The 21334-nt window shown below is 73.8% G+C and carries 20 protein-coding genes and 1 pseudogene; 15 read left to right on the top strand and 6 right to left on the bottom strand.

The features are described 5' to 3' along the window. Positions 1-268: 268 nt before the first annotated feature. The 7 genes and pseudogenes from FHS37_RS28055 (at position 269) to FHS37_RS28025 (ending at position 5272) form a co-directional block, all read left to right on the top strand. On the top strand, positions 269-595 hold the full coding sequence (locus FHS37_RS28055) for a TraR/DksA family transcriptional regulator (protein WP_184826239.1): 327 nt from the start codon (positions 269-271) through the stop codon (positions 593-595). A gap of 46 nt (positions 596-641) precedes the next feature. Then, positions 642-1007, top strand: a complete 366-nt coding sequence (locus FHS37_RS28050) for a TraR/DksA family transcriptional regulator (RefSeq protein ID WP_184826237.1) — start codon at positions 642-644, stop codon at positions 1005-1007. Then, complete coding sequence (locus tag FHS37_RS28045) at positions 1004-1807, top strand: rod shape-determining protein (RefSeq protein WP_184826235.1); 804 nt, start codon at positions 1004-1006, stop codon at positions 1805-1807. The genes FHS37_RS28050 and FHS37_RS28045 overlap by 4 nt, the downstream gene beginning before the upstream one ends. 96 nt (positions 1808-1903) lie before the next feature. Beyond that, entirely contained in the window at positions 1904-2527 is a 624-nt protein-coding gene (locus FHS37_RS28040) for an Rv1733c family protein (RefSeq protein ID WP_184826234.1), read from the top strand. Between the two features lie 58 nt (positions 2528-2585). Further along, positions 2586-2924, top strand: a pseudogene (locus tag FHS37_RS28035) (flotillin family protein); the annotation flags it as partial. Between the two features lie 309 nt (positions 2925-3233). Beyond that, positions 3234-4241 (top strand): endo-1,4-beta-xylanase XynA, encoded by a 1008-nt coding sequence (gene xynA, locus FHS37_RS28030; protein WP_184826401.1) that lies wholly within the window; start codon positions 3234-3236, stop codon positions 4239-4241. 26 nt (positions 4242-4267) lie between these two features. After that, positions 4268-5272, top strand: a complete 1005-nt coding sequence (locus FHS37_RS28025) for a polysaccharide deacetylase family protein (RefSeq protein ID WP_184826232.1) — start codon at positions 4268-4270, stop codon at positions 5270-5272. Between the two features lie 112 nt (positions 5273-5384). Here the strand turns inward: FHS37_RS28025 and FHS37_RS28020 are convergent, their stop codons facing one another. From FHS37_RS28020 to FHS37_RS27995, 6 genes are all read right to left on the bottom strand, one after another. After that, positions 5385-7265, bottom strand: a complete 1881-nt coding sequence (locus FHS37_RS28020; protein WP_229890123.1) for a SpoIIE family protein phosphatase — start codon at positions 7263-7265, stop codon at positions 5385-5387. A 162-nt stretch (positions 7266-7427) separates the two neighbouring features. After that, on the bottom strand, positions 7428-7961 hold the full coding sequence (locus tag FHS37_RS28015; protein ID WP_184826230.1) for a hypothetical protein: 534 nt from the start codon (positions 7959-7961) through the stop codon (positions 7428-7430). Next, complete coding sequence (locus FHS37_RS28010; RefSeq protein WP_184826228.1) at positions 7958-9133, bottom strand: hypothetical protein; 1176 nt, start codon at positions 9131-9133, stop codon at positions 7958-7960. The genes FHS37_RS28015 and FHS37_RS28010 overlap by 4 nt, the downstream gene beginning before the upstream one ends. Positions 9134-9189: 56 nt before the next feature. Further along, entirely contained in the window at positions 9190-11217 is a 2028-nt protein-coding gene (locus tag FHS37_RS28005) for a hypothetical protein (protein ID WP_184826226.1), read from the bottom strand. Then, positions 11214-12293, bottom strand: a complete 1080-nt coding sequence (locus tag FHS37_RS28000; RefSeq protein ID WP_184826225.1) for a hypothetical protein — start codon at positions 12291-12293, stop codon at positions 11214-11216. Before FHS37_RS28000 ends, FHS37_RS28005 begins: the two co-directional genes overlap by 4 nt. 13 nt (positions 12294-12306) lie before the next feature. After that, a complete protein-coding gene (locus FHS37_RS27995) occupies positions 12307-13215 on the bottom strand; it encodes a protein kinase domain-containing protein (RefSeq protein ID WP_184826223.1) in 909 nt (302 codons plus the stop codon). On the opposite strand from FHS37_RS27995, the gene FHS37_RS27990 reads away from it, so the two are divergent. From FHS37_RS27990 to FHS37_RS40865, 8 genes are all read left to right on the top strand, one after another. Next, on the top strand, positions 13198-13380 hold the full coding sequence (locus tag FHS37_RS27990; protein ID WP_184826221.1) for a hypothetical protein: 183 nt from the start codon (positions 13198-13200) through the stop codon (positions 13378-13380). The genes FHS37_RS27995 and FHS37_RS27990 overlap by 18 nt on opposite strands. Before the next feature lie 101 nt (positions 13381-13481). Then, positions 13482-14336 (top strand): CHAT domain-containing protein, encoded by an 855-nt coding sequence (locus FHS37_RS27985; protein ID WP_184826219.1) that lies wholly within the window; start codon positions 13482-13484, stop codon positions 14334-14336. Further along, the gene (locus tag FHS37_RS27980; RefSeq protein WP_184826217.1) at positions 14333-14971 is read left to right on the top strand and encodes a hypothetical protein; all 639 of its coding nucleotides are present in this window, start codon (positions 14333-14335) and stop codon (positions 14969-14971) included. Before FHS37_RS27985 ends, FHS37_RS27980 begins: the two co-directional genes overlap by 4 nt. A gap of 1 nt (position 14972) precedes the next feature. Then, positions 14973-15986: a HesA/MoeB/ThiF family protein gene (locus FHS37_RS27975; RefSeq protein WP_184826215.1), complete on the top strand. Its 1014-nt coding sequence runs from the start codon at positions 14973-14975 to the stop codon at positions 15984-15986. Next, on the top strand, positions 15983-17485 hold the full coding sequence (locus tag FHS37_RS27970) for an effector-associated domain EAD1-containing protein (RefSeq protein WP_184826213.1): 1503 nt from the start codon (positions 15983-15985) through the stop codon (positions 17483-17485). Before FHS37_RS27975 ends, FHS37_RS27970 begins: the two co-directional genes overlap by 4 nt. Then, positions 17475-18563, top strand: coding sequence for a JAB N-terminal domain-containing protein (locus FHS37_RS27965; RefSeq protein WP_184826211.1), 1089 nt, complete (start codon positions 17475-17477; stop codon positions 18561-18563). The genes FHS37_RS27970 and FHS37_RS27965 overlap by 11 nt, the downstream gene beginning before the upstream one ends. After that, positions 18511-19383, top strand: a complete 873-nt coding sequence (locus FHS37_RS27960) for a hypothetical protein (protein WP_184826209.1) — start codon at positions 18511-18513, stop codon at positions 19381-19383. The genes FHS37_RS27965 and FHS37_RS27960 overlap by 53 nt, the downstream gene beginning before the upstream one ends. After that, positions 19380-21296 (top strand): ATP-binding protein, encoded by a 1917-nt coding sequence (locus FHS37_RS40865; RefSeq protein WP_184826207.1) that lies wholly within the window; start codon positions 19380-19382, stop codon positions 21294-21296. The genes FHS37_RS27960 and FHS37_RS40865 overlap by 4 nt, the downstream gene beginning before the upstream one ends. The last annotated feature ends 38 nt before the right edge of the window (positions 21297-21334 follow it).

Here is a 21334-nt window from a genome sequence, read left to right as displayed (position 1 = left end):
TTCCTCTTTCTCGTCAGCCTCTACTGTCGGTCACCGTGCCGCCCGGTGCGGCCGCGGCCCCTGATTCCGGCGAACAGCGGCCAGCGTGCACGGCCCCGGTTCTCGCGGTCCATGGGCCCCGCGCCCCATTTCCGGCGGCCCGCCGCACCCATCCCGTACGGGGTGGGTCCCACGCCCCCCCACAGATGGGTACCGCGCCCGATGGGCCCGCGAGGGGGGAAGGGCGATGGTGAGGACATCACCCGTCCGTTCTTTGAGAGGACCTTTCGTGTCGCTCGACCTGCCCCGCACCGAACTGCGCCCCGACCACCCCGCCGCCGACGAGATCCGGCAGCGCCTCGAGCACGCCCGCAGTACGCGCCTCGCCCAGCTCAAGGCCCTCGACGAAACCGGGCAGAGTCCCGACGACCACCTCATGTCCAACCAGAAGGACGCCATCAAGCGGGCCCTCACGGAGATCGACGAGGCGTTCGCCCGCCTCGCCGGCGGGACCTACGGAATCTGCCTCGGCTGCTCGAAGCCCGTACCGCCGGAGCGGCTGGAGATCCTCCCGCACACCCGGCACTGCGTGAGCTGCCAGAGCCGCGCGGCCTGACCGCGCCCCGTTCCGTCCCTCCCTCCCGCTTAGCCCAAGGGGTGAAGTGGTGACCCACCAGACCATCGGTGAGCGCGACACGGTCCTCACCTCCGGGGACCTCGCCGCGCTGCGCGACAACCTGCACGAGCAGCTGCTGTTCCGCGAGGAGCAGTTGCGGCAGTTCGCCGCCGACTCCCCACCCCCTGCCGACGGCCCGCACGGCGCCGGCCAGATCGAGGTGCGCGTCAAACTCGCCGCTTCCGCCCGCATGGTGCTCGCCGACGTCGAGGCGGCGCTCACCCGCATGGACACGGGCACCTACGGCACCTGTCACCTGTGCCGTCGCCCCATCCAGCGCGAGCGCCTCCTCATCGTCCCGCAGGCCCGCTACTGCGCCCGCTGCCAGCAGGTGCGGGAGGCGGCGCGATGACCGTGGTCCGGCGTCCGCGACCGGTGTCCGCGCGGCACGTCCCCCGGCCGCCGTGCCGGCGGTGCTCCGGGATCGCGCTCGACATGGGCAGCGCGCGCACGCGCGCGTGGCTCGCGGGGCGGGGGACGGTGCTCGACGTGCCGACGGTGACCTTCCCGGGCAACGGTGCCCTCCACCCCATCCAGCGCGGCACCATCGTCGACACCCCGGGCACCGCCCGGATGCTCGACCGGCTGCTCGGGCCCCGTCTGCCCCGTTTCGGCCGCCCCCTGGTCGTCGTCACGGCACCGGTCCTGGACGGGCTCGCCTTCCGGACCGAGGCCCGGACGGCCGTCGAGATCCTCCGCCCGCGCGCCGTCCTGACCGTCCCGGGCGCGCGGGCGGTGGCCCTCGCCGCCGGCGCCGACCACGCCCGGCCCCTGCTGGTCGTGGACATCGGCGCGCACCTCACGGAGGTCGTCCTGCTCGCCGGGGGAGCGGTCACCGACGCACGCCGCACCGCGCTCGGCACCGGCGACCTGGCCGACGGCACGGCACCGGGGCAGCTCACCGAAGCCGTGGTCGACATGGTGACGGCGATGCTGCGGCAGGACCGCACCTCCCTCACCCGTGCCGCCCTGCGCCGTGGAGTCCTCCTGGCCGGCGGAGGCGCCCTGCGCCCCGACGTCACCCAGGACCTCCCCGACCGGCTCGGCTGTCCCGTGCAGCCGGTGCCGTCCCCGCACACCGCCGCCGTCCGGGGCGCCGCCTGTCTCCTCGCCTCGGCGCACCACCACCCCTCGGTCACCGACACCGTCTGACCCGGCCCACCCCGACCCGTTCCCCCGTCCCCACCCGACCCGACCGCACCTCTCTCCCCACCTGCCTGCGACCCGAGACCCCGAAGGAGCCACGACGTGGCGGGCGAGATACCACCAGCGCAACCACCCCCCGGCCCACCCCCGCGCCCCCTGCTGTGGCGCTGGCGGCGCAACCCCCTGCGCCGCCGCACCGACGTGCTCCAGGCCTGGCTCGGCCTCGGGCTGCTGCTCGCCGTACTGGCCGTGGCGCCCGTGGTCACCGTTCTCGTGGCCGACGCCGCCCACCGCCACTACGAGGACACCGCCCGCCACCAGACCCTGACCCGGTACGAGACGACCGCGACCCTCACCCGGGACGCCCCACGCCATCCGGAGCCGGGGTCGGACGAGGAGAAGAAGACCCGCTACCCGGTCGAGGTCCGCTTCGTCACCCGGGAGGGGCGGACCCGCACGACCCGGACCGAGGTCCAGCCGGGGCTGACCGCCGGCAACGAGGTCCGCATCTGGGTCACCGTCGACGGCGAGACGACCGATCCGCCGCTGACCCGCGAGGAGATCCGCAGCCGCAGCATGGGCTGGGCCCTCCTCGCCGCCATCGGCGTCGCCCTCACCGGTGCCGCCGCCCACGCCCTGGCCACCCTCGCCCTGCGCCGCCGCAACCTGGCCGGCTGGGCCGCCTCCTGGGCCGAGACGGCCCCGCGCTGGACGACACCCACCTGAGCCGCCGGGGCCGGTGTCCCCGGGGTTCGGGGGTGAGGGTCTTGACGCGGCGGAGGGCGAGGCCGACGCGATGCACAAGAAGGCCGACGCCTTCGAGCGGTACGGCGACGCGGCGGTGCTCCAGACGCTGGTCGAGGCGCTGCCGCAGGTGGCCGGAAAGGCGGCCGAACCGCTGGCCGCCGTGGACGAGCTGACCGCCACCTCCACGGACGGCGCGGGGCAGCTCCCGCGCACGGTCGCCGACAACGCCGCCCAGGGCGTGGAACCGCTCAGCTCCACCACGGGCGTCGACCCCGCCCGGCTCCTCCAGCGCCTCGCCCGGCGCGGTACGCCGGCGCCCCTCCGCGCCGGGCGAGCCGGCCAGCGGCAGGGCCGACGTCACCGAGTGACCGCCTGAGACCTTTCTCCGCCCGGGGGCCCGGACGCCGAACAGGCGTCCGGGCTCCGTCGTGCGGGCACGACGGACCGGTTCGAAACTTTCGTCAGCACCTGAGGGGGGTTCGGTGAGTCGATGCCGTGTGTCGGGGTCACTTGGCGCTTGACCGGTCAAGTGAGCGCGTTGACCTCGGATGACGTGGGACTCCTCACGGTGTCACTCATCCGAAGTTTTCGAAACTTCTACCGAAACTGTTGACGGTTGATGCGGACAGACCAACACTGTCGGGCGTTGACCCGCATCGCCGACCGTCACAAGGAGGCGCACCACATGCATGTGCTCGCCCGCCCGGGAGGCCGCCGGAGCGGCCGCCTGGTCCTGAGCCTCAGAAGCACCTGGGGCATCGTTCTGGCCGCCCTGGCCGTGATGCTCCTGCCCGGCACCGCCACCGCCGCCCCGGTCATCACGACGAACCAGACCGGCACCAACAACGGCTACTACTACTCGTTCTGGACCGACGCCCAGGGAACGGTCTCCATGGACCTGGGCTCCGGCGGCAACTACAGCACCCAGTGGCGCAACACCGGCAACTTCGTCGCCGGCAAGGGCTGGAGCACCGGTGGCCGCAAGACCGTGAACTACTCGGGCACCTTCAACCCGTCCGGCAACGCGTACCTGACGCTCTACGGATGGACGACCAGCCCGCTCATCGAGTACTACATCGTCGACAACTGGGGCACCTACCGGCCGACCGGCGAGTACAAGGGCACCGTCACCAGCGACGGCGGCACGTACGACATCTACAAGACCACCCGGTACAACGCCCCCTCCATCGAGGGCACCAAGACCTTCGACCAGTACTGGAGCGTCCGGCAGTCGAAGCGCACCGGCGGCACCATCACCAGCGGCAACCACTTCGACGCCTGGGCCGGCAAGGGCATGAACCTGGGCAACCACAACTACATGATCATGGCCACCGAGGGCTACCAGAGCAGCGGCAGCTCCAACATCACCGTGAGTGAGGGATCCGGCGGCGGCGGTGGCGGTGGCGGCGGCGGTGGCGGCGACACCGGCGGCTGCACCGCGACCCTGTCGGCCGGTGAGAAGTGGGGCGACCGGTACAACCTCAACGTCTCGGTGAGCGGCTCGAGCAACTGGACCGTGACGATGCGGGTCCCGTCCCCGGCGAAGGTGTCGTCGACCTGGAACGTCGGCGCGTCCTACCCCGACAGCCAGACGCTGGTCGCCCGGCCCAACGGCAACGGCGACAACTGGGGCGCGACGATCCAGACCAACGGCAACTGGACCTGGCCCACGGTCTCCTGCAGCGCCGGCTGATCCTGTCCGAGGAGGACTCACCACACATGACCACCACACGACCCCCGGCGGTACGGCGCCTGGTGTCAGGGCTGGCCGTCGCCGCGCTGACCCTGGCGGGCACGGTCGCCTCCGCCGCCCTCGACGCCGCCCCGGCGCGCGCCGCCGCCTGCAACGGCTACGTCGGGCTCACCTTCGACGACGGCCCCTCCGCCGGCAGCACCCCGAGCCTGCTCAACGCGCTCAAGCAGAACGGGCTGCGGGCCACCATGTTCAACCAGGGCCAGTACGCCGCCGCCAACCCCTCCCTGGTCAAGGCCCAGGTGGACGCGGGCATGTGGGTCGCCAACCACAGCTACACCCACCCCCACATGACCCAGTTGAGCCAGGCGCAGATGGACTCCGAGATCTCCCGCACCCAGCAGGCGATCGCGAACGCGGGCGGCGGCACGCCGAAGCTGTTCCGCCCGCCCTACGGCGAGACCAACTCGACCCTGCGGTCGGTCCAGGCCAAGTACGGCCTGACCGAGGTCCTCTGGGACGTCGACTCGCAGGACTGGAACAACGCGAGCACCGACGCGATCGTGCAGGCCGCCTCCCGGCTCACCGACGGCCAGGTCATCCTCCTGCACGACTGGCCGGCGAACACCCTGGCCGCCATCCCGCGCATCGCGCAGAACCTGGCCTCCCGGGGCCTGTGCACCGGCATGATCTCCCCGCAGACGGGCCGCGCCGTCGCCCCCGACGGAGGCGGCTCCGGCGGGGGCGGCGGTGGAGGCGGCGGCAGTGCCTGCACCGCGGCCCTGTCCGCAGGCAGCCGCTGGGGCGACCGGTACAACCTCAACGTCTCGGTGAGCGGCTCGAGCAACTGGACCGTGACGATGAAGGTGCCGTCCCCGGCGAAGGTGTCGTCGACCTGGAACGTCGGCGCGTCCTACCCCGACAGCCAGACGCTGGTCGCCCGGCCCAACGGCAACGGCGACAACTGGGGGGTGACGATCCAGACCAACGGCAACTGGACCTGGCCCACGGTCTCCTGCAGCGCCGGCTGACCTCCGCGCACCCGATCCACCGCACCCGTGGCGCGGCGGCACCGTCCGCCGCGCCACACCCCTGTCCGCGGTGCCGTCCTCACGGAGGTGCCGGGGCGGGCGCACGGCCGGTTCACTCCCACGTCGCCTCACCCCGCCCGGTGGCCCGCGTGGGGTCCCGCACCTCGGGACGCTCCACCGTGGATCCGGGGGCGGCCCGGTCGGGGGCGGCGGGGCTGTGCGGGGACTGCGGCGGGGGCGGGGGCGTGGCGTCGCCGGGCGTCCCCTCACCGGCGGCGGGCATGCGCAGGGCGAGCAGGGCGACGTCGTCCCCGGCGGGGGCGATCCGCTCCAGCAGTTCGTCGCAGAAGTCGTCCACGGTCCGCCCGGCCATGCGCCGGGACAGGATTCCCGCGTGGTGCCGGAGCTTGGCCAGGCCGAGGTCGATGGAGCGGCCCCGGCTCTCCACCAGGCCGTCGGTGTAGAGGAGCAGGGTGGAGTCCGGAGGGAGGTCCTCGTACGCGTCGGGCCAGTTCAGGCCCAGATCCAGCACGGCGCTCATGCCGATCAGCGGCCCGTGGCCGCCGGTCAGGAAGCGGGTGTCGCCCGCGCTGGTCACCAGGAGGGGCGGCGGGTGCCCGGCGGTGACCCAGTGCAACTGCCAGGGACCGCCTTCCCCGCCCTCGACGCGGGCGAAGATCAGGGTGGCCATCGGGGCGTCACTGGTGTGGGTCACGGCCTCGTCCAGGCGGCGCATGATCACGCTGGGCGGTTCCTGGTGGTCCCAGGCCAGGGCGCGCAGCATGTTGCGGACCTCCGCCATGTGCGCGGCGGCCTGCCGGTCGTGGCCGACCACGTCCCCGATGACCAGGGCCGTGACGCCGTCCGCGAGCCGGAAGGCGTCGTACCAGTCGCCCCCGATCTCCATGGCGCCCTGCGCGGGGAGGTAACGGGCGGCCATCCGCAGGCGGCCCACCTGGGGGAGCGGGGCGAGCAACTGGCGCTGCATGGTCTCGGCCACGTTCCGCTGTTCGTGGTACAGCCGGATGTTGTCCAGCGCCATCCCGATGCGCCGGCCGATGTCGGACAGCAACCTGATCTCGGCGTCCGAATGGGGGGGAGCGGACTCGGCGCGTGCCACGGTCAGCATCCCGAAGGACCGCCGGCGGGCGCGCAGCGGCACCACGACGGCCGACCGGCCGCCGAGCCGGTCGAACAGCACCCGGTGGGTGGTGGCCAGCGGGGCGTCCGGGGCCGCGGCGAGTTCCTCGCCGGTCGTCCGAACGGGCTCGTCGCCGCTCATGACGTGCTCCACCGCCCGGCGGCTCCTCTCCGGCAACGGCGGGAGCGGTTCCTCCAGGGCCACCGGCCGCTCCCCGCCACGGGGGCCGCGGACGGCGAACCGCTCCCCTTCCCCCGCCACCTCGGGCCACAGGTCCAGCGCGGCCCAGTCACCCATCCTCGGAACCAGCAGTCGCAGCAGCCGGCGGCCCATGCCGGAGGCGTCCACGGTGGACACGAGCAGCACCGAGACGTCCGCCACCAGGTTCAGCCGGGCGGTCAGCGCCTCCAGCGCGGCGGTGCGCGCCGCGGCCCGCTCCTCGGCCTCGCGCTGCAGGCTGAAGTCGTGGAAGACGACCACCGTCCCGGCCCGGCGCCCCGCCACCCGCAGGGAGGCGGCCGACCAGATGATCGGCACGGTCGTCCCGTCGGCGCGCAGGAAGTACTCCTCGCCGCTCAGTTCCTCGGCCCTGCCCCCCTGCAGGAGGGTCCGCATCGGGCACAGCTCGCGCGGCACGGGGCTGCCGTCGTGCCGACGGTGCAGCAGGTCGTGCGCGTCGCAGCCGCGCATCTGCTCCGCCGACCGGCCCAGCAGGTGCTCGGCCCAGGGGTTGACGAACGTGATGAGCCCCGAGGTGTCGACCGTGAGGACGCCCGCGCCCAGATCCCGGAGGACGGCGTGCAGGAAGACCGTCCCCGAAGCCCGGTCGGTGATCCGGTCGGTCCCGCCCACGGCCCCACCGTCCCCTCGTCGTGCCGGACGTCCCTCCGGAGTGCGTGCCGCAGCCTTCGCTCCTCTCTCGGAGCCGTGTGCCCAGCGGGTTCCGAACCATGCTCGGCCGCGTGATCGGCGGAACGCGAGGTCACACCCGGGTCCGGTCACGGCGGCCCGCCCTCAGCCGTCCTCGTCGTCCGACGAGCGGCAGCGCTTCGGGAAGGAGGTGTCACCGTCGGGCGTGGCGAGGAAGAAGACGTCGATGCGGACCCTGCCGGACGGCCCGCCCTTCCAGTAACCCCGCTTGGGGGCGTGCTCGAAGCGGGAGAACCCGTCGGTGACGATCGAGTTGACCCGTTCGGCGGCCTCCTGGCCCGGCCCCGGATCCGGCGCGGTCCCGAACGAGAGCACGAATCCCGCCGTGCGGTCCGCCACGCCGGCCCGGCCCAGCTGCGCGCCGAACTGCTTCCGTACGGACGCGGCGCTGCCCGTCCGCACGGTGAAGCTGCACGGTTTGAGCACCAGACCGCGCTGAGCGGGCTGTGTGCTCGCCGGCGGGCTCGGAACGGTCGGCGCCGGCGTCGCACCCGTGCGTTCCTCCCGCGGCAGGGAACCCAGCGCGATCACCAGCAGCAGCAGGAGCAGGTCGGCGAAGAGCCACCCGGCGAGCAGGACGGTGCTGCCGGAAGCGGCCCGCTGCGGCAGCCGGCTCACCGCAGGTCCCCGTACGGGGGCGGATCGGCGTTGTCCAGCCCGCCGGGCGGGAGGTGACCGTTGCGGCTGTCGAGGCGGTCGACGAGCTGCCAGATGCCCCGGGTGGAGTCGACCAGGTTCTCCGTCCGCTCGGTGAACACCAGCAGCGCCTCCCCGAGGCCGCGGGCCAGATCACGGACCGCGGCGACGGCGAGGTCGTGCCGGTGGATCTCCTGCCCGGTCGCCTCCTGGGCCCGCCGCAGGTCGCCGACGAGCGTCTCGATGGCGGCGCGGAGCTTCGCCTCGTCCTCGGCGGTCTGCTCACGGATCCGGATCAGGTCCTGGGCCAGTTGGCCGGGCGGGGTGAGCGCCCGGATCAGCCGGGTCAGCTCGTCGACCGTCGTCGTCCAGCCGTCCAGCGCGGTCTGGATCCTGCTGCCGGGCCCGGTCTCCAGTACGGCCGTGATCTCCTCGGAGGTCCTGCGCAACGCCGACTCCAGCTGCTGCGTACCGGCGTTGAGCTGGGCGGCGAGCCGCTCCGCGCTCCGGTTGTCCAGCGGCTTGCCGACCGGCCGCGCGGGTGTGGCCAGCAGGAACGTCGCCAGGGCCAGCTCGGTGGCGAGCCGGTGGCGCTCCTCGGCGCGGGACAGCCGCCGCTCCCGGTTGCGCTGCAGGGCGTGCAGCGCCAGGGTCAGCACCGCCACGAACAGGACGAGCAGGGTGACGTGGACCGCGGACGTGCCCAGCGTCACGGTGGTCGGCTCGGGCGGGCTGCCCTGGGGGAAGCCCTGGGCCCAGCCGAGCAGGAAGGCGTCCTCGCCGGGGTCCGCCCGGTAGGCGTCGAGGGCGTCCCGCAGCCGCCACCAGGTGAGCGCGATGGGCGCGAAGACCAGCACGTCGCGCGTCACGGCGAGCCAGCCCTCCAGCGTGGTCCCGCCCTTCACGGGTGCGTCGGGGAGCAGCACCTCGGGCGGGTAGGCGGCGACCAGGTCGGTGCCGGCGAGGGTGGCGCCGCCCCGTTCCAGGTCGGCCACGATGCGGTCGAGGACCCGGGTGTCGGACCCGTCGGCGCGGCCCCGGTCGGCGAGGGCGCCGATCCGCGCGGCGACGTGTCCGAGTTCCGGCTCGGTGCCGGAGCGTGGCGGCGGGACCGAGCCCGTCGCCGACGGCGTTGCCTCTTCAGTCGATGTCATACGGCGCCATTCGTGTCGTCCGGCGGTGTGCGCGGGGAGGGCGTCGGGCGAGAAGGTCAGCGGACGGAGGTCAGCACGAAGAAGCTGACCAAGCCGATCAGGGCGAGGGCGAGCGCGGTCACGACGAGCACGTTCACGGTGTCCGGTCGTCCCGGCCGGCCGCGCCGGGTGCCGAGGCCGGCCGACGGACCCCACTGCGCGGGGTCCGGGACGGCCCCGTGGGGTGCGTGGGCGGTGTCCGGGGGCGCACCGGCCGCATCCAGCCGCGCCCCCGCCGGGTACGGGGCCGGCCGGGCGGCGGGCGGCTCCGGTGGCGCGGGGGGACGGCCGAGCACCGGCCCGCCCGGACGGTGCCGGCGCCCGGACCCCGGCGCGGGGGCGGCGTAGCCGTGGTCGCGGAGGAACTGCTCCGAGATCTCGTACCGGATCCGCTGCTCGGCCCCCTCGTCCGAAGCCAGTTCCAGCGCGGCGGCGAACAGCCCCAACGGCGCCCGGACCCCGGCGCGTTCGATCAGGACGGCGGCGTCGTCGCGCTTCAGCCGCGGACCGTAGGCGGCGAGCAGCAGATGGCGGAAGCAGTCGACCTCCTTCACACGGTCGCCGCCGGCGATGCGGTCCACCGGACCGAGCAGGAGGCCGTGGTCGTACCACAGCCGGGCGGTGCCCCGGCCCTCCCCGGCGTCGCCGAGGTGGCGCAGCACGAGGTGCGCGGCCTCCGGGTAGCGGTCGGCGTATCTGCCGACGAAGTCCAGCAGTTCGTCCGCCGGGCTGGCGGCCAGGAGGCCCGCACGGTCCAGTTCGGCGGCCGGCAGTCCGAGGTACAGGGCGACGACCAGCAGCCGCCGGTGCCCGGCCCGGCTCAGGTCCAGGCCCCCGTGCGGTACCTGCGGGCGGAAGGAGGAGGCCACCACCGCGGGCGGCGGTTGGGCGTCCCTGACCGCTTCCACCAGCGGGTCGGGGCCCTGCCCGGCCAGGCACGCGTCCACAGCCTCGTGCAGGAGGAGGTCGCGCAGCTCGGGGTGGTGCCGGGCCCGCCGCTCGTCGCGGCGCCAGCGCCGCAGTGCCCCGGCGAGCCACTGCGCGGGCTGCCCCCGCAGCTCCCCGGTGAGCCGGGCCCGTACGGACGTCAGGGTGCCGCGGGCAGCCGCCCTGTCGAGCAGGTCGTCGTCGAGGAGGACGTCGAAGTGCACCCGCACGTCGGCGATCCGGCCGTCGACGACCGGCACCGACCGCTGCCAGGCGGTCACGTCGTCCGTGGTGCGGATCGGGGTCCGCGGCCGGATCCGCTCCAGCGCCGCGTGCCCGGCCTCCCGGTACAGGTCCACCAGCCGGGCGGCGAAACGGGTGGTGTCCGTGTCGGGGGGAGTCTCGGCCACGTCGACGCGGTTGCGCTGGTTGATGTACATCGACTGGGGCGGGCGGGCGGCGAGGAACACCACGCGGGGCTGGTGGCTGCCCTTGTCGGTGGACTCCCGGCTCGCGAAGGTCCAGGGCCGGCCGGAGACCGGACCGGTGATGTCGAGCAGGGCCGTCATCATCGGGAGGGCGTGGTCCGGCCGGGCGATCACGCTGAAGTCCTCGGCGGGTCTCTCGAGCACCCGGGCGACGAGCGCGGCGAGCTGTTCGGCCGGCACGTCGGCGATCCGCTCGCGCAGCGCGGCCAGCCCGGGCCGTGCGGCCTCCTCGAGGCCGGCGAGGTCGAGCGGGGCGAGGCGGCTCACGGTGCCGTCCGGTTCGTGCTCCCGCCAGCCCGGCCAGTCGTGCAGTCCGAGGGCGAGACCGGGGCCGATCGCGTGCGGGGCGCCGACCAGGACGTGGGTCAGGGTGGCGCCGCCCCGGCCGTGCGGGTTGCGGGAGGGCAGTTTGCGCAGCACGGCCGCCTCGTCGTCGAACACCAGGTGGACGAGGCTGGCGGCCGCCTCGGTCCGGTCGCCCTGGCCGTCCTGGGTGGCCCAGACGTACTGGAGCCGCTTGGCCCAGCGGTCGATGGTGGGCAGCCCGGAGTGCGCGAGGGGGCGGACCCCGGCGTTGCCCTCGTGGTCCCGCTCGGCCCAGCCGAAGAGGATCTGGTCGACCGTCGTCATCCGGCAGCTCCCTGGCCGAGGTCGGTGGGGCCGAGGACCCCGCACATGGCGAAGAGGGCGAGCATGGGTTTGAGGGTGCGGCGCGGCGCGAAGCTCCCGTGCGGGGAGCGCTGGAGACCGTCCGTCTCGACCGCCCCGTGACCGGTCGCGGTGGCGAAGTGCAGAGTGGAGCGGGCGCACCGCACGAAGGGGGCGAGCCAGCCGCGGGCGCCCCGGGAGCTGAGGAAGGCGTAGGCGTCCTCGCTCTCCTCCTCCACGGTGGCGAGGTTCAGCTCCTCGTCGGGGGAGGCGTTCTGGAACCACCGGTCGACCAGGCCCTCGTGGTGCCGCAGCAGGTCGCACTTGCCGATCACGACGGCGGCCGGCAGGGGGAGGAACTGCGACCCGTCGACCCCGCGCAGCCGCCCGATCTTGTCCAGGACCACACCGAAGGACGGATCGCCGGTGACGCTGCCGGTCGCGGCCGTCAGCCCGCGGATGCGGGTCGGGTCGACCACGAAGACCAGGGCGCTGACGGCGCCGAGGAACGGCACCTCGGAGTCGTGGTCGGCGAGCCACTCGCCGGAGACGTCGAAGAAGGCGACGGCGAAGCTGCGCCCGGTGTTGCTGTTGTGGATCCACAGGGCGTCGGTGAACTCCGGCGGCTGGGCGGGGGTTCCGGCCAGGCCCTGGCCCTGGTCCAGGAACGGGCGGACGACGTCCTTCAGGTAGCGCTGGTGCAGTTTCAGGTCGAGCCCGCCGACGACCAGGCCGAGGCGGGCCATCCGGTCGACGTCGGAGAGCATGCCGAGCATGGCGGCGAGCAGATGGCTCTTGCCGGCGGCGGACTCGCCGACCACGCCGATGACCAGGGGCTCGCCGAAGTCGCCGTAACGGCCGGGCAGCACGTGCGGTTCACCGCCGCCGCCGGCGCACAGCCGGTAGGCGTCGAGCCTGCGGTGGTTCCAGCGCACGTCGTCCTCGCCGTCGAGGCGGACGAGCGGTTCGGGACGGCCGTCGGCGTCGAGGGTGACGGTCTCGGCGTTCGCCCAGTCGACCATGCTCAGGCAGATGGGGCACCTCACATGTCCTGCCACGTCACTCCTCCCGTCAGTTCAGTACCGAGACGAAGAGCACCAGCATGCTGAGGCACGCGGCGAGCAGCACCATGGACACCACGGCGGCCTGGCGGTCGAAGGGCCGGGCCGGGCGCCCCGGGGGACGCTCCGGAGGGATGTGCGCCGGTCCCGGCGGCCGCTGGGCGAAGGCCCTCTGCCGGGCGCGCAGGTCGCGGAAGTGCTGCCGGGCCTGCTGTTCCAGCTCGGCGAGCCGGGGCGGGGCGGCGGGTCCCGGCCCCTGGGCGCCGGCCCGGCCCGTCCGGGCGTCGCGGCGCAGCCGGAGCGCGTATCCGGTGACGCGGTGGCGGGCCTCGTCGGTGAAGACCCCGTCGAGCAGGTTGCGCAGGGTGGTGTCGAGCCAGCGCACCCGGTCGCGCATGTCCGCCGCCGTGGTGGCCTCCTCGCCGGTGGCGAGGTGGAAGATGACCGCGCCCGCGGAGTACACGTCGTCCCGGCAGTCGGCCCGGCCCTGGCCCTTGGCCTGTTCCGGGGACCGCCACGGGTCGGCCCCGGCCGCGGCGCCGCGCGGCTCGCCCTCGTCCAGGACGAGGGCGAAGTCGGCCAGTTGCACCGTGGCCCCGTCCCACCACAGGGTCTCGGGCCGGATGTCCCGGTGCACCAGGCGCAGGTCGCCCAGGTGCCGCAGCACGGTGAGGACGCCGTCCACGACGGCCCACAGCTCGCCCGCCTCGAGCGGCAGCCGGTCGCCCATGTCGGCCAGGGGGCGGCCGCGCCGGGTGGCGACCAGGTAGGGCGCCCGGCCGTCCGGCCGGTAACCGACGACGCGGCTCAGCTCGGGCGGGTAGCGGGTGACGCCGAGCCGGCGGACCAGGACGTCGGCGGTCCTGACGGTCCGTTCCAGCTCCCGGCGGGCCCGGTCGGTGTGGGCGATGCGCTGCACGACGTGCTCCCCGCCGCCGTGCACGAGCAGGCCGCTGCGTTCCCGGAATCCGTCCCGGACACTTTCCCCCTGTTGATCGAAATCGATCTCGAAGAACGATTTTCCGCCATCGCGGCCACCACAGGTGATCATTTCAAGACGCTCGATCAAACCCGCCCCCGATGAGTGTGCTGCGGAATCCGAAACTACACCCACGGAGCGCCGCTGCGCGTACTCTTCTCCTCAACGGCCTTGGGCGCAGTGGTAGTTGGTTCGGGGGACGGTACGTGACCAGTTCGACGTGGGAACAAATGCGCGACGCCGACGCATTCGAAACGCTGGGCGAATTGTTTCCGGATGCGCTGAGCAGTCACGCATTCCTCGAGGACCTCGGGATAAGACCCGCCCTCCTGCCGCCGTTCGCCCCGCCGCTGCCCGCCGCCTCCTGGTGGCGCGCGGTGTGCCGGACCGTGGCGCAGGGCAGGTTCAAAGGCGTCTCGCTCGCCGACCTCCTCGACCGGGCGGCGGCCCGGTACCCGGGGCACACGGGCCTCGGGGCCCTGGCCGGCCGGGGCGCGGCGACCGGGCTGCGGGTGCTGTGCCTGATGTCCGCGCCGCTCGACGAGACCAGGCTGCGGCTGGGGGCCGAGCAACGCGTCATCCGCGAGGCGGCGGCCCGCTCCGCGGGCCGGCTGACGGTGGCGGTCCACCCGGCGGCCCGGGTGTCCGACATCCTCCCCCAGCTCCAGGCGTTCGGGCCGCGGATCGTGCACTTCGCCGGGCACGGCACGGACGACGGCCGGCTGCTCTTCGAGGACGAGGCGGGCACCTCCGCCGCGGTCCCGGTCCGGGCACTGGCCGACGCGCTCGCCCTGCACGCGCCGCTCGACTGCGTCGTCCTCAACTCCTGCTGGTCGGCTGCGTACGCGGACGCCCTGCTCGGCTGCGCCGACACCGTCGTGGGCACGGACGGCGAACTCGGGGACGACGCCGCGATCGCCTTCGCCGAGGGCTTCTACGGCTCCCTGGCCCACTCCGACGCCGTCGACCGGGCGTGCGCGGCGGGCCGCGCGGCCCTCGGGCTGCGCGGTCACGCGCCGGACGAGGTCCACCACGTCTCCCGCGGGACCCGGGCGGCATGACGGCACCCGACACCCCCGCCCCGACCTCCGCCGCGCCCGACGTCGCCAGCTCCTTCGAGCGCGGGCTCCAGCGCGGCGACAATCCGCAGGTGGCCGGCGCCGACGGCCCGGCCTCCACCACCCTGGACTCGCGCTGGCTGGGCTCCTGGCGACGGCCCGGCTCCAGACGCCGCGCACCCTGCCGGGTGTGCGGCCACACCTTCCGGCTGGACGACACCGTGTACCTGCGCCACGCGGAGGACGGCAGGCTGACCGACGTCACCCATCATCTGCGCACCCTGCCGTGCAGCGGCGACGCCCCGGCCGCCGGCCCGCCCGACCCGCACGCGCAGGCGGCCTTCTTCCGCGGCGTCGACCGCACCGACCCGTCGCCGGACACCCTGCGCACCGTACGGCTGATGCCGGGCGACCCGGTGCTCGGGCATCCGAGGCAGCGCAACGCCTGCTTCGTGTGCACGCACACCTTCCGGCTGTTCGAGACGGTGGTCGTCTGCCCGTGCTCGCCCGAGGAGCCCGGCTGCCGCAAGGCCGTCCACCAGGATCCGGCGCGCGGACTCGGCTGCTTCGAACAGTGGCGCAGCGAACTGACCGTCCAGCAGTGCCCGATGAACTTCCGTACCCTGAGGCGGGACTGACGTGGGGCGCTTCGACCGGCACACCCTCGTCCCCGGCTGGGACCAGCAGCGGCTGGCCGGGGCCACCGTCGTGGTGTGCGGGACGGGCGCGCTGGGCAGCCAGTGCGCGCAGGCGCTGGCCCTGGCCGGGGTCGGCCGGCTGGTGCTGTGCGACCCCGACGACGTCTCGGAGTCGAACCTCAGCCGCGCCCCGCTGTTCCGCGCCGACGACGTCGGACGGCCCAAGGCGCCCACCGCGGCCCGCCGGCTCGCCGAGCTGTCCCCGGTGACCCGGGTCGACGCCCGGACCGCGCCCCTGGTCAGCGGGGTGGGGCTGGCCGAACTCCGGGACGCCTCGCTGGTCGTGGGCTGCCTGGACAGCCTGGCCGCCCGGCTCCAGCTCGCCGGCCGCTGCCTCCTGGCGGGCGCGACGCTGCTGGACGGCGGCACCAGCCCCTGGGGCGGCGAGGTACGGCTGTACGAGCCGTCCGGGCCCTGCTTCGGCTGCGGCCTGACCGACCGGGACCGGGCCGTCCGGGACGACCCGTGGGCCTGTGCGGACGCCGTCGTGCCGGAGACCGGCGCCTCCGCGCCCGTCTCCGCGCTGATCGGCTCGTGGCTGGCGGTGACCGCGGTACGGCTGCTGTGCGGCGCGGACACCACGCCGGGCCTGGTCCGGGTGGACGCCGCGGGCGGGACCGCGGTCCCGGTCACCGTGCGCCGCGACCCCGGATGCCCGCTGCACACCCGCATCCCCGCCGACCTGGTGGCCCCCGTCCCGGAGACGGTGCTGTCCACCCCGGCCGACCTGACCGCCCACCTGGCCCCCGAGGAGACCGTGATGACCTGGGCGCCGTTGCCCGGCTCCGCGCCCACCCGCGAGTCCACCCGGCTCGCGGACGCGCCCCCGCGCGCCCGGCTCACCGATCTCGGCGTCGCCCCGCGCGAGATCCTGCCGGTCCTGGTGGCCGGCCGCACCCGCAGAATCCGCTACCTGGAGCTCTCCGAGGCCGGCGGGAAAGGAACGCCCCGGTGACATACGAAGCGGGCAGGCTGCCCAACGAGATCAAACGCGTCCTGGTCGACACGCTGGCGGACATCTACCGCACCCAGAACCAGGCCGAGGAACTGCTGGAGGACATGGACTTCCCCCCGCAGACCCGGCCCCGCTGGGACGCGAGCCAGGAGGTCGTCGCCTACTGGCGGCAGGTGGTGCGCGCCCTCGAGCTGGGCGCCGTGCGGCGCGACGGCGTCCGGCAGCTGCTGGAGACGGTGCTCAGGCGCTACCCGGGCAACCAGGACCTGCAGAAGATCCGGGACTTCCTCGGCGAGGAGGGACAGGAGCGCGACGGCGCCGGCGGGAACGCCGACACGCTGTACCGGACGGTGGAGTTCGTGGGCAGCGAGGACTACCCGGAGCTGCTCAGGCTGGTCCGGGAGGTGCTCGACACCGACGCCGTCCAGCTGTACGCCGGCCACCGGCAGGCCGCCTACCGGGTCGCCGAGCTGCCCCCGGACCGGCTGGAGCGCCTGCGGGAGCGGGCCGCGCGCATCGCACCCGGCGTGGAGGTGTTCTGCGGCGAGTACGACTTCCGGCCGACCCTGTACACGCGCCTGCAGGTCATGGGCCCCGACGGTCAGCAGTTCGAGATCCCGTACGTCCCCAACACGACCCTGCCGAGCGATCTCGTCCCGGCCGTCTGGGCGCAGTACCGGCCGGAGGTGGCCCAGGACGCCAACGGACAGCTGCTGCGGGCCGTCGTCGACTACCGCGACGAGAACGGCGAGGCCCGCCGCCTCGACCCGGAGCAACCCCTGTACAACCAGGGCGTCCGGGACGGCGGCCAGCTGCAGATGTCGGCCGAGTCGACGGCCGGTGTCGACAGCTGGCTGCGGTTCGAGGCGCTGACGCGGGCCCGTGACGACATCGTGGAATTCGCCGCGGACCACGAGGAGTTCACGCTGGTCGGCATGGACGACGACAAGCTCCCGGTCGAGTACACGGTGGAGCTGGGCGTCCCCGGCTTCGCCCCGCCCGACGACCCGGAGGCCTGGCCGCTGGAGCCCCGGCGCATCGACCGGCACGACCTCGTGATCTGGATGCCGTCCGAATTCCCCATCCAGGCACCGCGGGTGCTGTGGCGGTCGGACGTCTTCCACCCGAACATCGCCCGCGACGAGGACCGCAAGGGATCGGTGTGCCTCGGCCCGCTGATGACCGACTACACGCCCGACCTGAGCATGTACTCCCTGTGCCAGATGCTCATCGACATGGCCCGGTACCGCAACTACGAGATCCTGCCGCACGACTACCGGATGGCCATGGACTTCGACAGCCTCGTGCAGGACATCGTCGAGCGCGGCGGATACCTCGACGGGGCCGCTGCCGCCTGGGCGTTCTCCTGGGAGGGCCAGGAGCGCATCAAGGAGATCGGCGGCACCACCTGGCTGGCCCGCGCGGGGCTGACCCAGCGGGCCGACCGCTCCCGTTTCCTGGAGGTCCACCGCGTGGAAGCGAGCCCGGATGAGTACTGAGAACCGCGCCGGCGCGGCCATGGTGCTGCTCTACAAGAGCACGTCCTTCGACTACGTGGGCAAGATCTCCCTGTCCTCCCTGATGGTCGAGGCGCTGCGGCGGGAGCTGGAGGAGGGCGATCCTGAGGACCAGCTGATCATGCACCTGCGCTACGTGCGCAGGCCCGACCCCCGGCTGGCGGACGGCCCGCGCACGATCCACAACCTGCGCAGCCAGATCGGCCGGCTGGGGGTGATCGTCTCCCGCGCCGGGGAGACCGTCGTCGACCGGGAGTACCCGGTGCGGGAGCTGCTCGGCCCGGTCCTGCAGCACGTGGTGCAGCAGATCGACCCCGACGAGCAGGTGTGGGGCTTCTGCCTGGACCACCCCTCCCTCGGCGGTCTGTCGCTCGGGCGCTCGACCCCCGAGGTCGAAGGCACCATGGACCTCAACCTGCGGGAGAGCAGGCGCAGTTTCACCGTGCGCAAGGTGGCCGAACCACCGGTGCCCGGGGTCGACCCGCAGGAGCTGGGCATCGACGCCGCGGGGCTCGGCCAGGTGACGGTCCTGCTGTCCGGCGACACCTACGACCACCTGCACGAGATGAAGCTCTCCCGCCGGCTGGAGGAGGGCGGCTTCCTGCTCGGCAAGGTCCTGCGCGTCCTCGCCCCGGACCGCGCGCGGCCGGCGGACGGCGACGGCGAGGCGGCGGACCGCTATCTGGTGGAGATCAACGAGGTCACGTCGGCCGAGCACGCGGGGGCCGGAGCCCTGCACTTCACCTTCACCGGCGACTCCTTCCGCGAGGTGAACCGGCGCATCACCGCCTCCGGGGAGGACCGGCAGCTGATGGGCTGGTACCACACCCACCTGTTCTCGGGGAAGGAGTCGGGCCTGTCGGGCATCGACGTCGATCTGCACCTGGGCACGTTCCGGCAGCCCTGGCAGGTGGCCGGACTGATCAACCTCACCGGTGACGAGCGGCTCCTGCGCTTCTACGCACGCTCCGGTGACTCGATGCGCGAGTGCGAACAGTGGGTGAGAGATGACAGCGGTCGATACCGCCGTGCGCGTGCTGCTGTGGTCGACGACCGCTGACGCCGACCCGGCGGCGCGTTCCGCTCCGCCCGAGGGAGAGCTGACGGACCCCCAGGAGCTGGCCGCTCCGCCGCCCGACGTCACCGCGGTCCTGACCGGGCTGGCGGCGCGGACCGCGGCCCGGCTGCGGCTGGACGCCCTGGCGGCCGGAGAGCGGCGGCCGGTCGGGGCCGGAGCCCTCCTGCTGGCGGCCGCGGTCGGCGGCCGGGCCCGCCCCCACCTGGCGGCCGAGACGGTCCGGGCGGTGCCGCCCGCCCGCTCGCTGTGGGACGTGCTCACCCACCACGCGGTGGTCACGCCGGCGCTGCCGCACATCGGCGACGCGGCGCTGGCCGGCCGGCTGCGGGCCGCCTCACCGCTCACCGCGCTCCTGGACCGGCCCGATCCGGTCGGCGAGACCGACGCGGAACTCCTGCTCGAGGACGTACTCCTGACACACCCCCAAGGACGTCGGATGATCACCACCGTCTACTGCGAGGCCCCGGCCTCCCCCGCGCAGGCCCTGTGGCGCGGCAGGCTGCTCGACCAGCTGCGGATGAGCGAGCGGGACCTGGTGATCGACGTGTACGAGGCGGCGCTGCTGCGCCACGCGCAGGCGCACCTGTCGCTGGTCCGCCGGGCCCGCATCGGCCTGACGGCACCGCCCGACCTGCCCGCGGCCCGTCCGGTGGCGTACTGGTGGGCCGCGCTCGCCCGGCTGGAGCGCTCGCACCGGCAGCTGCTGAGGGCGCGTTCCGGCATCGGCAAGGAGTACCTGGAAGGCGTGCGCCTGTACCGGCAGGTGGAACGGCTGGAGGCGAGTGAGGGGAGCACCTCGTGACCACGACCGCGCGTCGCATCTCCGTCGTGGCACCGGACGAGGCGGCCCTGGCGGCGCTGCGCCGGCAGCCGCCCCACGTCACGGTCGGCGAGGCCCTCACCTCGGGGCCGTACACGCTGCTCTTCCCGCTGCAGCCGGGCTGGGACCTGCTGCGCTGGGAGTCCGTCTCACCGGAGCTGCTGCTGCAGACCGACCTGCCGTACGGCACCCCGGTCTACCCTCCGGCGTACTCCGCCCCCGCGGCCGGGGCGGCGCGGCCCGACCTGTCCAAGCGGCCGTCCCCGCCGGACGCGGACGACCCGCCCGGGGAGCGGAACACCCCCGAGGAGCCGGTGTACCGGCACCCGCAGCCGGAGGAACTGCACGAGGACCAGGCCACCGTCCTCGCCTACGGCCGGGACATCGAGCAGGTCTCCTCGTTGCTCCGGGCCGGTCTGTCGGTGCTCGTCGTGGCCGAGAAGCCGGTGGTGCCGCACCTGTGGCGGGAGATGGCGACCCGGGCCGGACTGCGGGCCGAGGTCCTGGAGGAGGCGGAGGAGGACGGGACCGGCGAGCCGCAGGAGCAGCAGCCGTCCGAGCCGCTGATCCCGGTGCAGCAGAACCCGCGCCAGCGCCTGCTGGCCCGGCTGCGCGAGCTCGTGCGCGGACTCAACGACGACACCGTGCTGGTCGTGCAGCACCTCGACCTGCTCGCCGGGGGCACCGACGGGTCGCTCTCCCCGGAGGCGAGGGAGGTGACCGAGCTGCTGCACGGGGCGCCCGAGCGCGTCATGCTCGCCTTCGCGGCGCCCTCGCTGTCGGTTCCCGAGGTGCTGGCCGAGCGGTTCAGCACCCGCGTGACGGTCACCGGGGTCCCGCGCACCGTCCGCTTCCGGGACGACCGGGAGGAGCAGCCGCTCGGCCGGGCCCTGGTGACGGTGGGCGAGGCGGAGCGGTTCAGCCGGTACGACCCGGTCGAGTTCTACAAGCACGTCGCCGGCATGAACCCGGTGCTGCTGCGCCAGGCCATGCGGTACGCGATGAGCGTCCACAAGGACCACCCGGCGCCGGCCGCACGCGACCTGTACTCCACGATCCGGGCGTTCAAGGCCCAGATGTCGAGCAACTTCGAGGTGCCGGACGTCAGCTTCGACGACATCGCCGGCTACGACGAGGTGAAGGTCCACATCCAGCGGGCGATCGACATCGTGATGGGGCACCACCGGCTGCCGCCGCAGTACGACCACCTGCGCACCAGGCTGATTCCCCGCGGCTTCATCTTCCACGGCCCGCCGGGCACCGGTAAGACCCTGTTCGCGAAGGCGATCGCCAACCGGATGAACGCCACCATCCTGGTGGTCTCCGGCCCCGAGGTCATGGGCACCTACGTCGGCGAGAGCGAGCGCAACGTCCGGGAGATCTTCGCCGAGGCGCGGCGCAACGCGCCCTCGGTGGTGGTGTTCGACGAGTTCGACTCCATCGCCTCCCGCCGCTCGGAGCACTCCGACGGCGGCACCCGGGCCGGCAACGCCGTGGTCGCCCAGATCCTCACCGAGATGGACGGCTTCCGGCCGGAGGTGCCGACCCTGGTGATCGGCACCACCAACCGGCTGAACCTGATCGACGAGGCCCTGCTGCGGCCGAGCCGCTTCGAGAGCATCGGCATCGACGTGCCCAACGACGAGGCCCGGCTGAAGATGATCAGCCTGCACGCGGCGAAGTTCGGCATCGACGTCGGCGGCGGCGTGGACGAGCTGATCGCGGCGGCCCTGCGCGGGCGCAACGGTGACGACATCCACTCGGTCTTCCGCGACGCCTTCGTCGCCGCCCACTTCCAGGACCCTCCGGTTCCGCCCACGCCCGAGCAGCTGGGCCAGATCGTGGGCAGGCTGCAGCGCAAGCGGCGCGAGCAGCGCAGGTCGGGAAGGCGCTGACGCCGTGGCACGTACGAGGGACACGCAGCAGCAGGAGG

Origin of the sequence: Streptomyces griseomycini, assembly GCF_014203535.1 — a bacterium.
Lineage (GTDB): Bacteria > Actinomycetota > Actinomycetes > Streptomycetales > Streptomycetaceae > Streptomyces > Streptomyces griseomycini.
The sequence above is the reverse complement of the archived record's forward strand: the minus strand, read 5'-3'. Positions and strand labels throughout refer to the sequence as shown.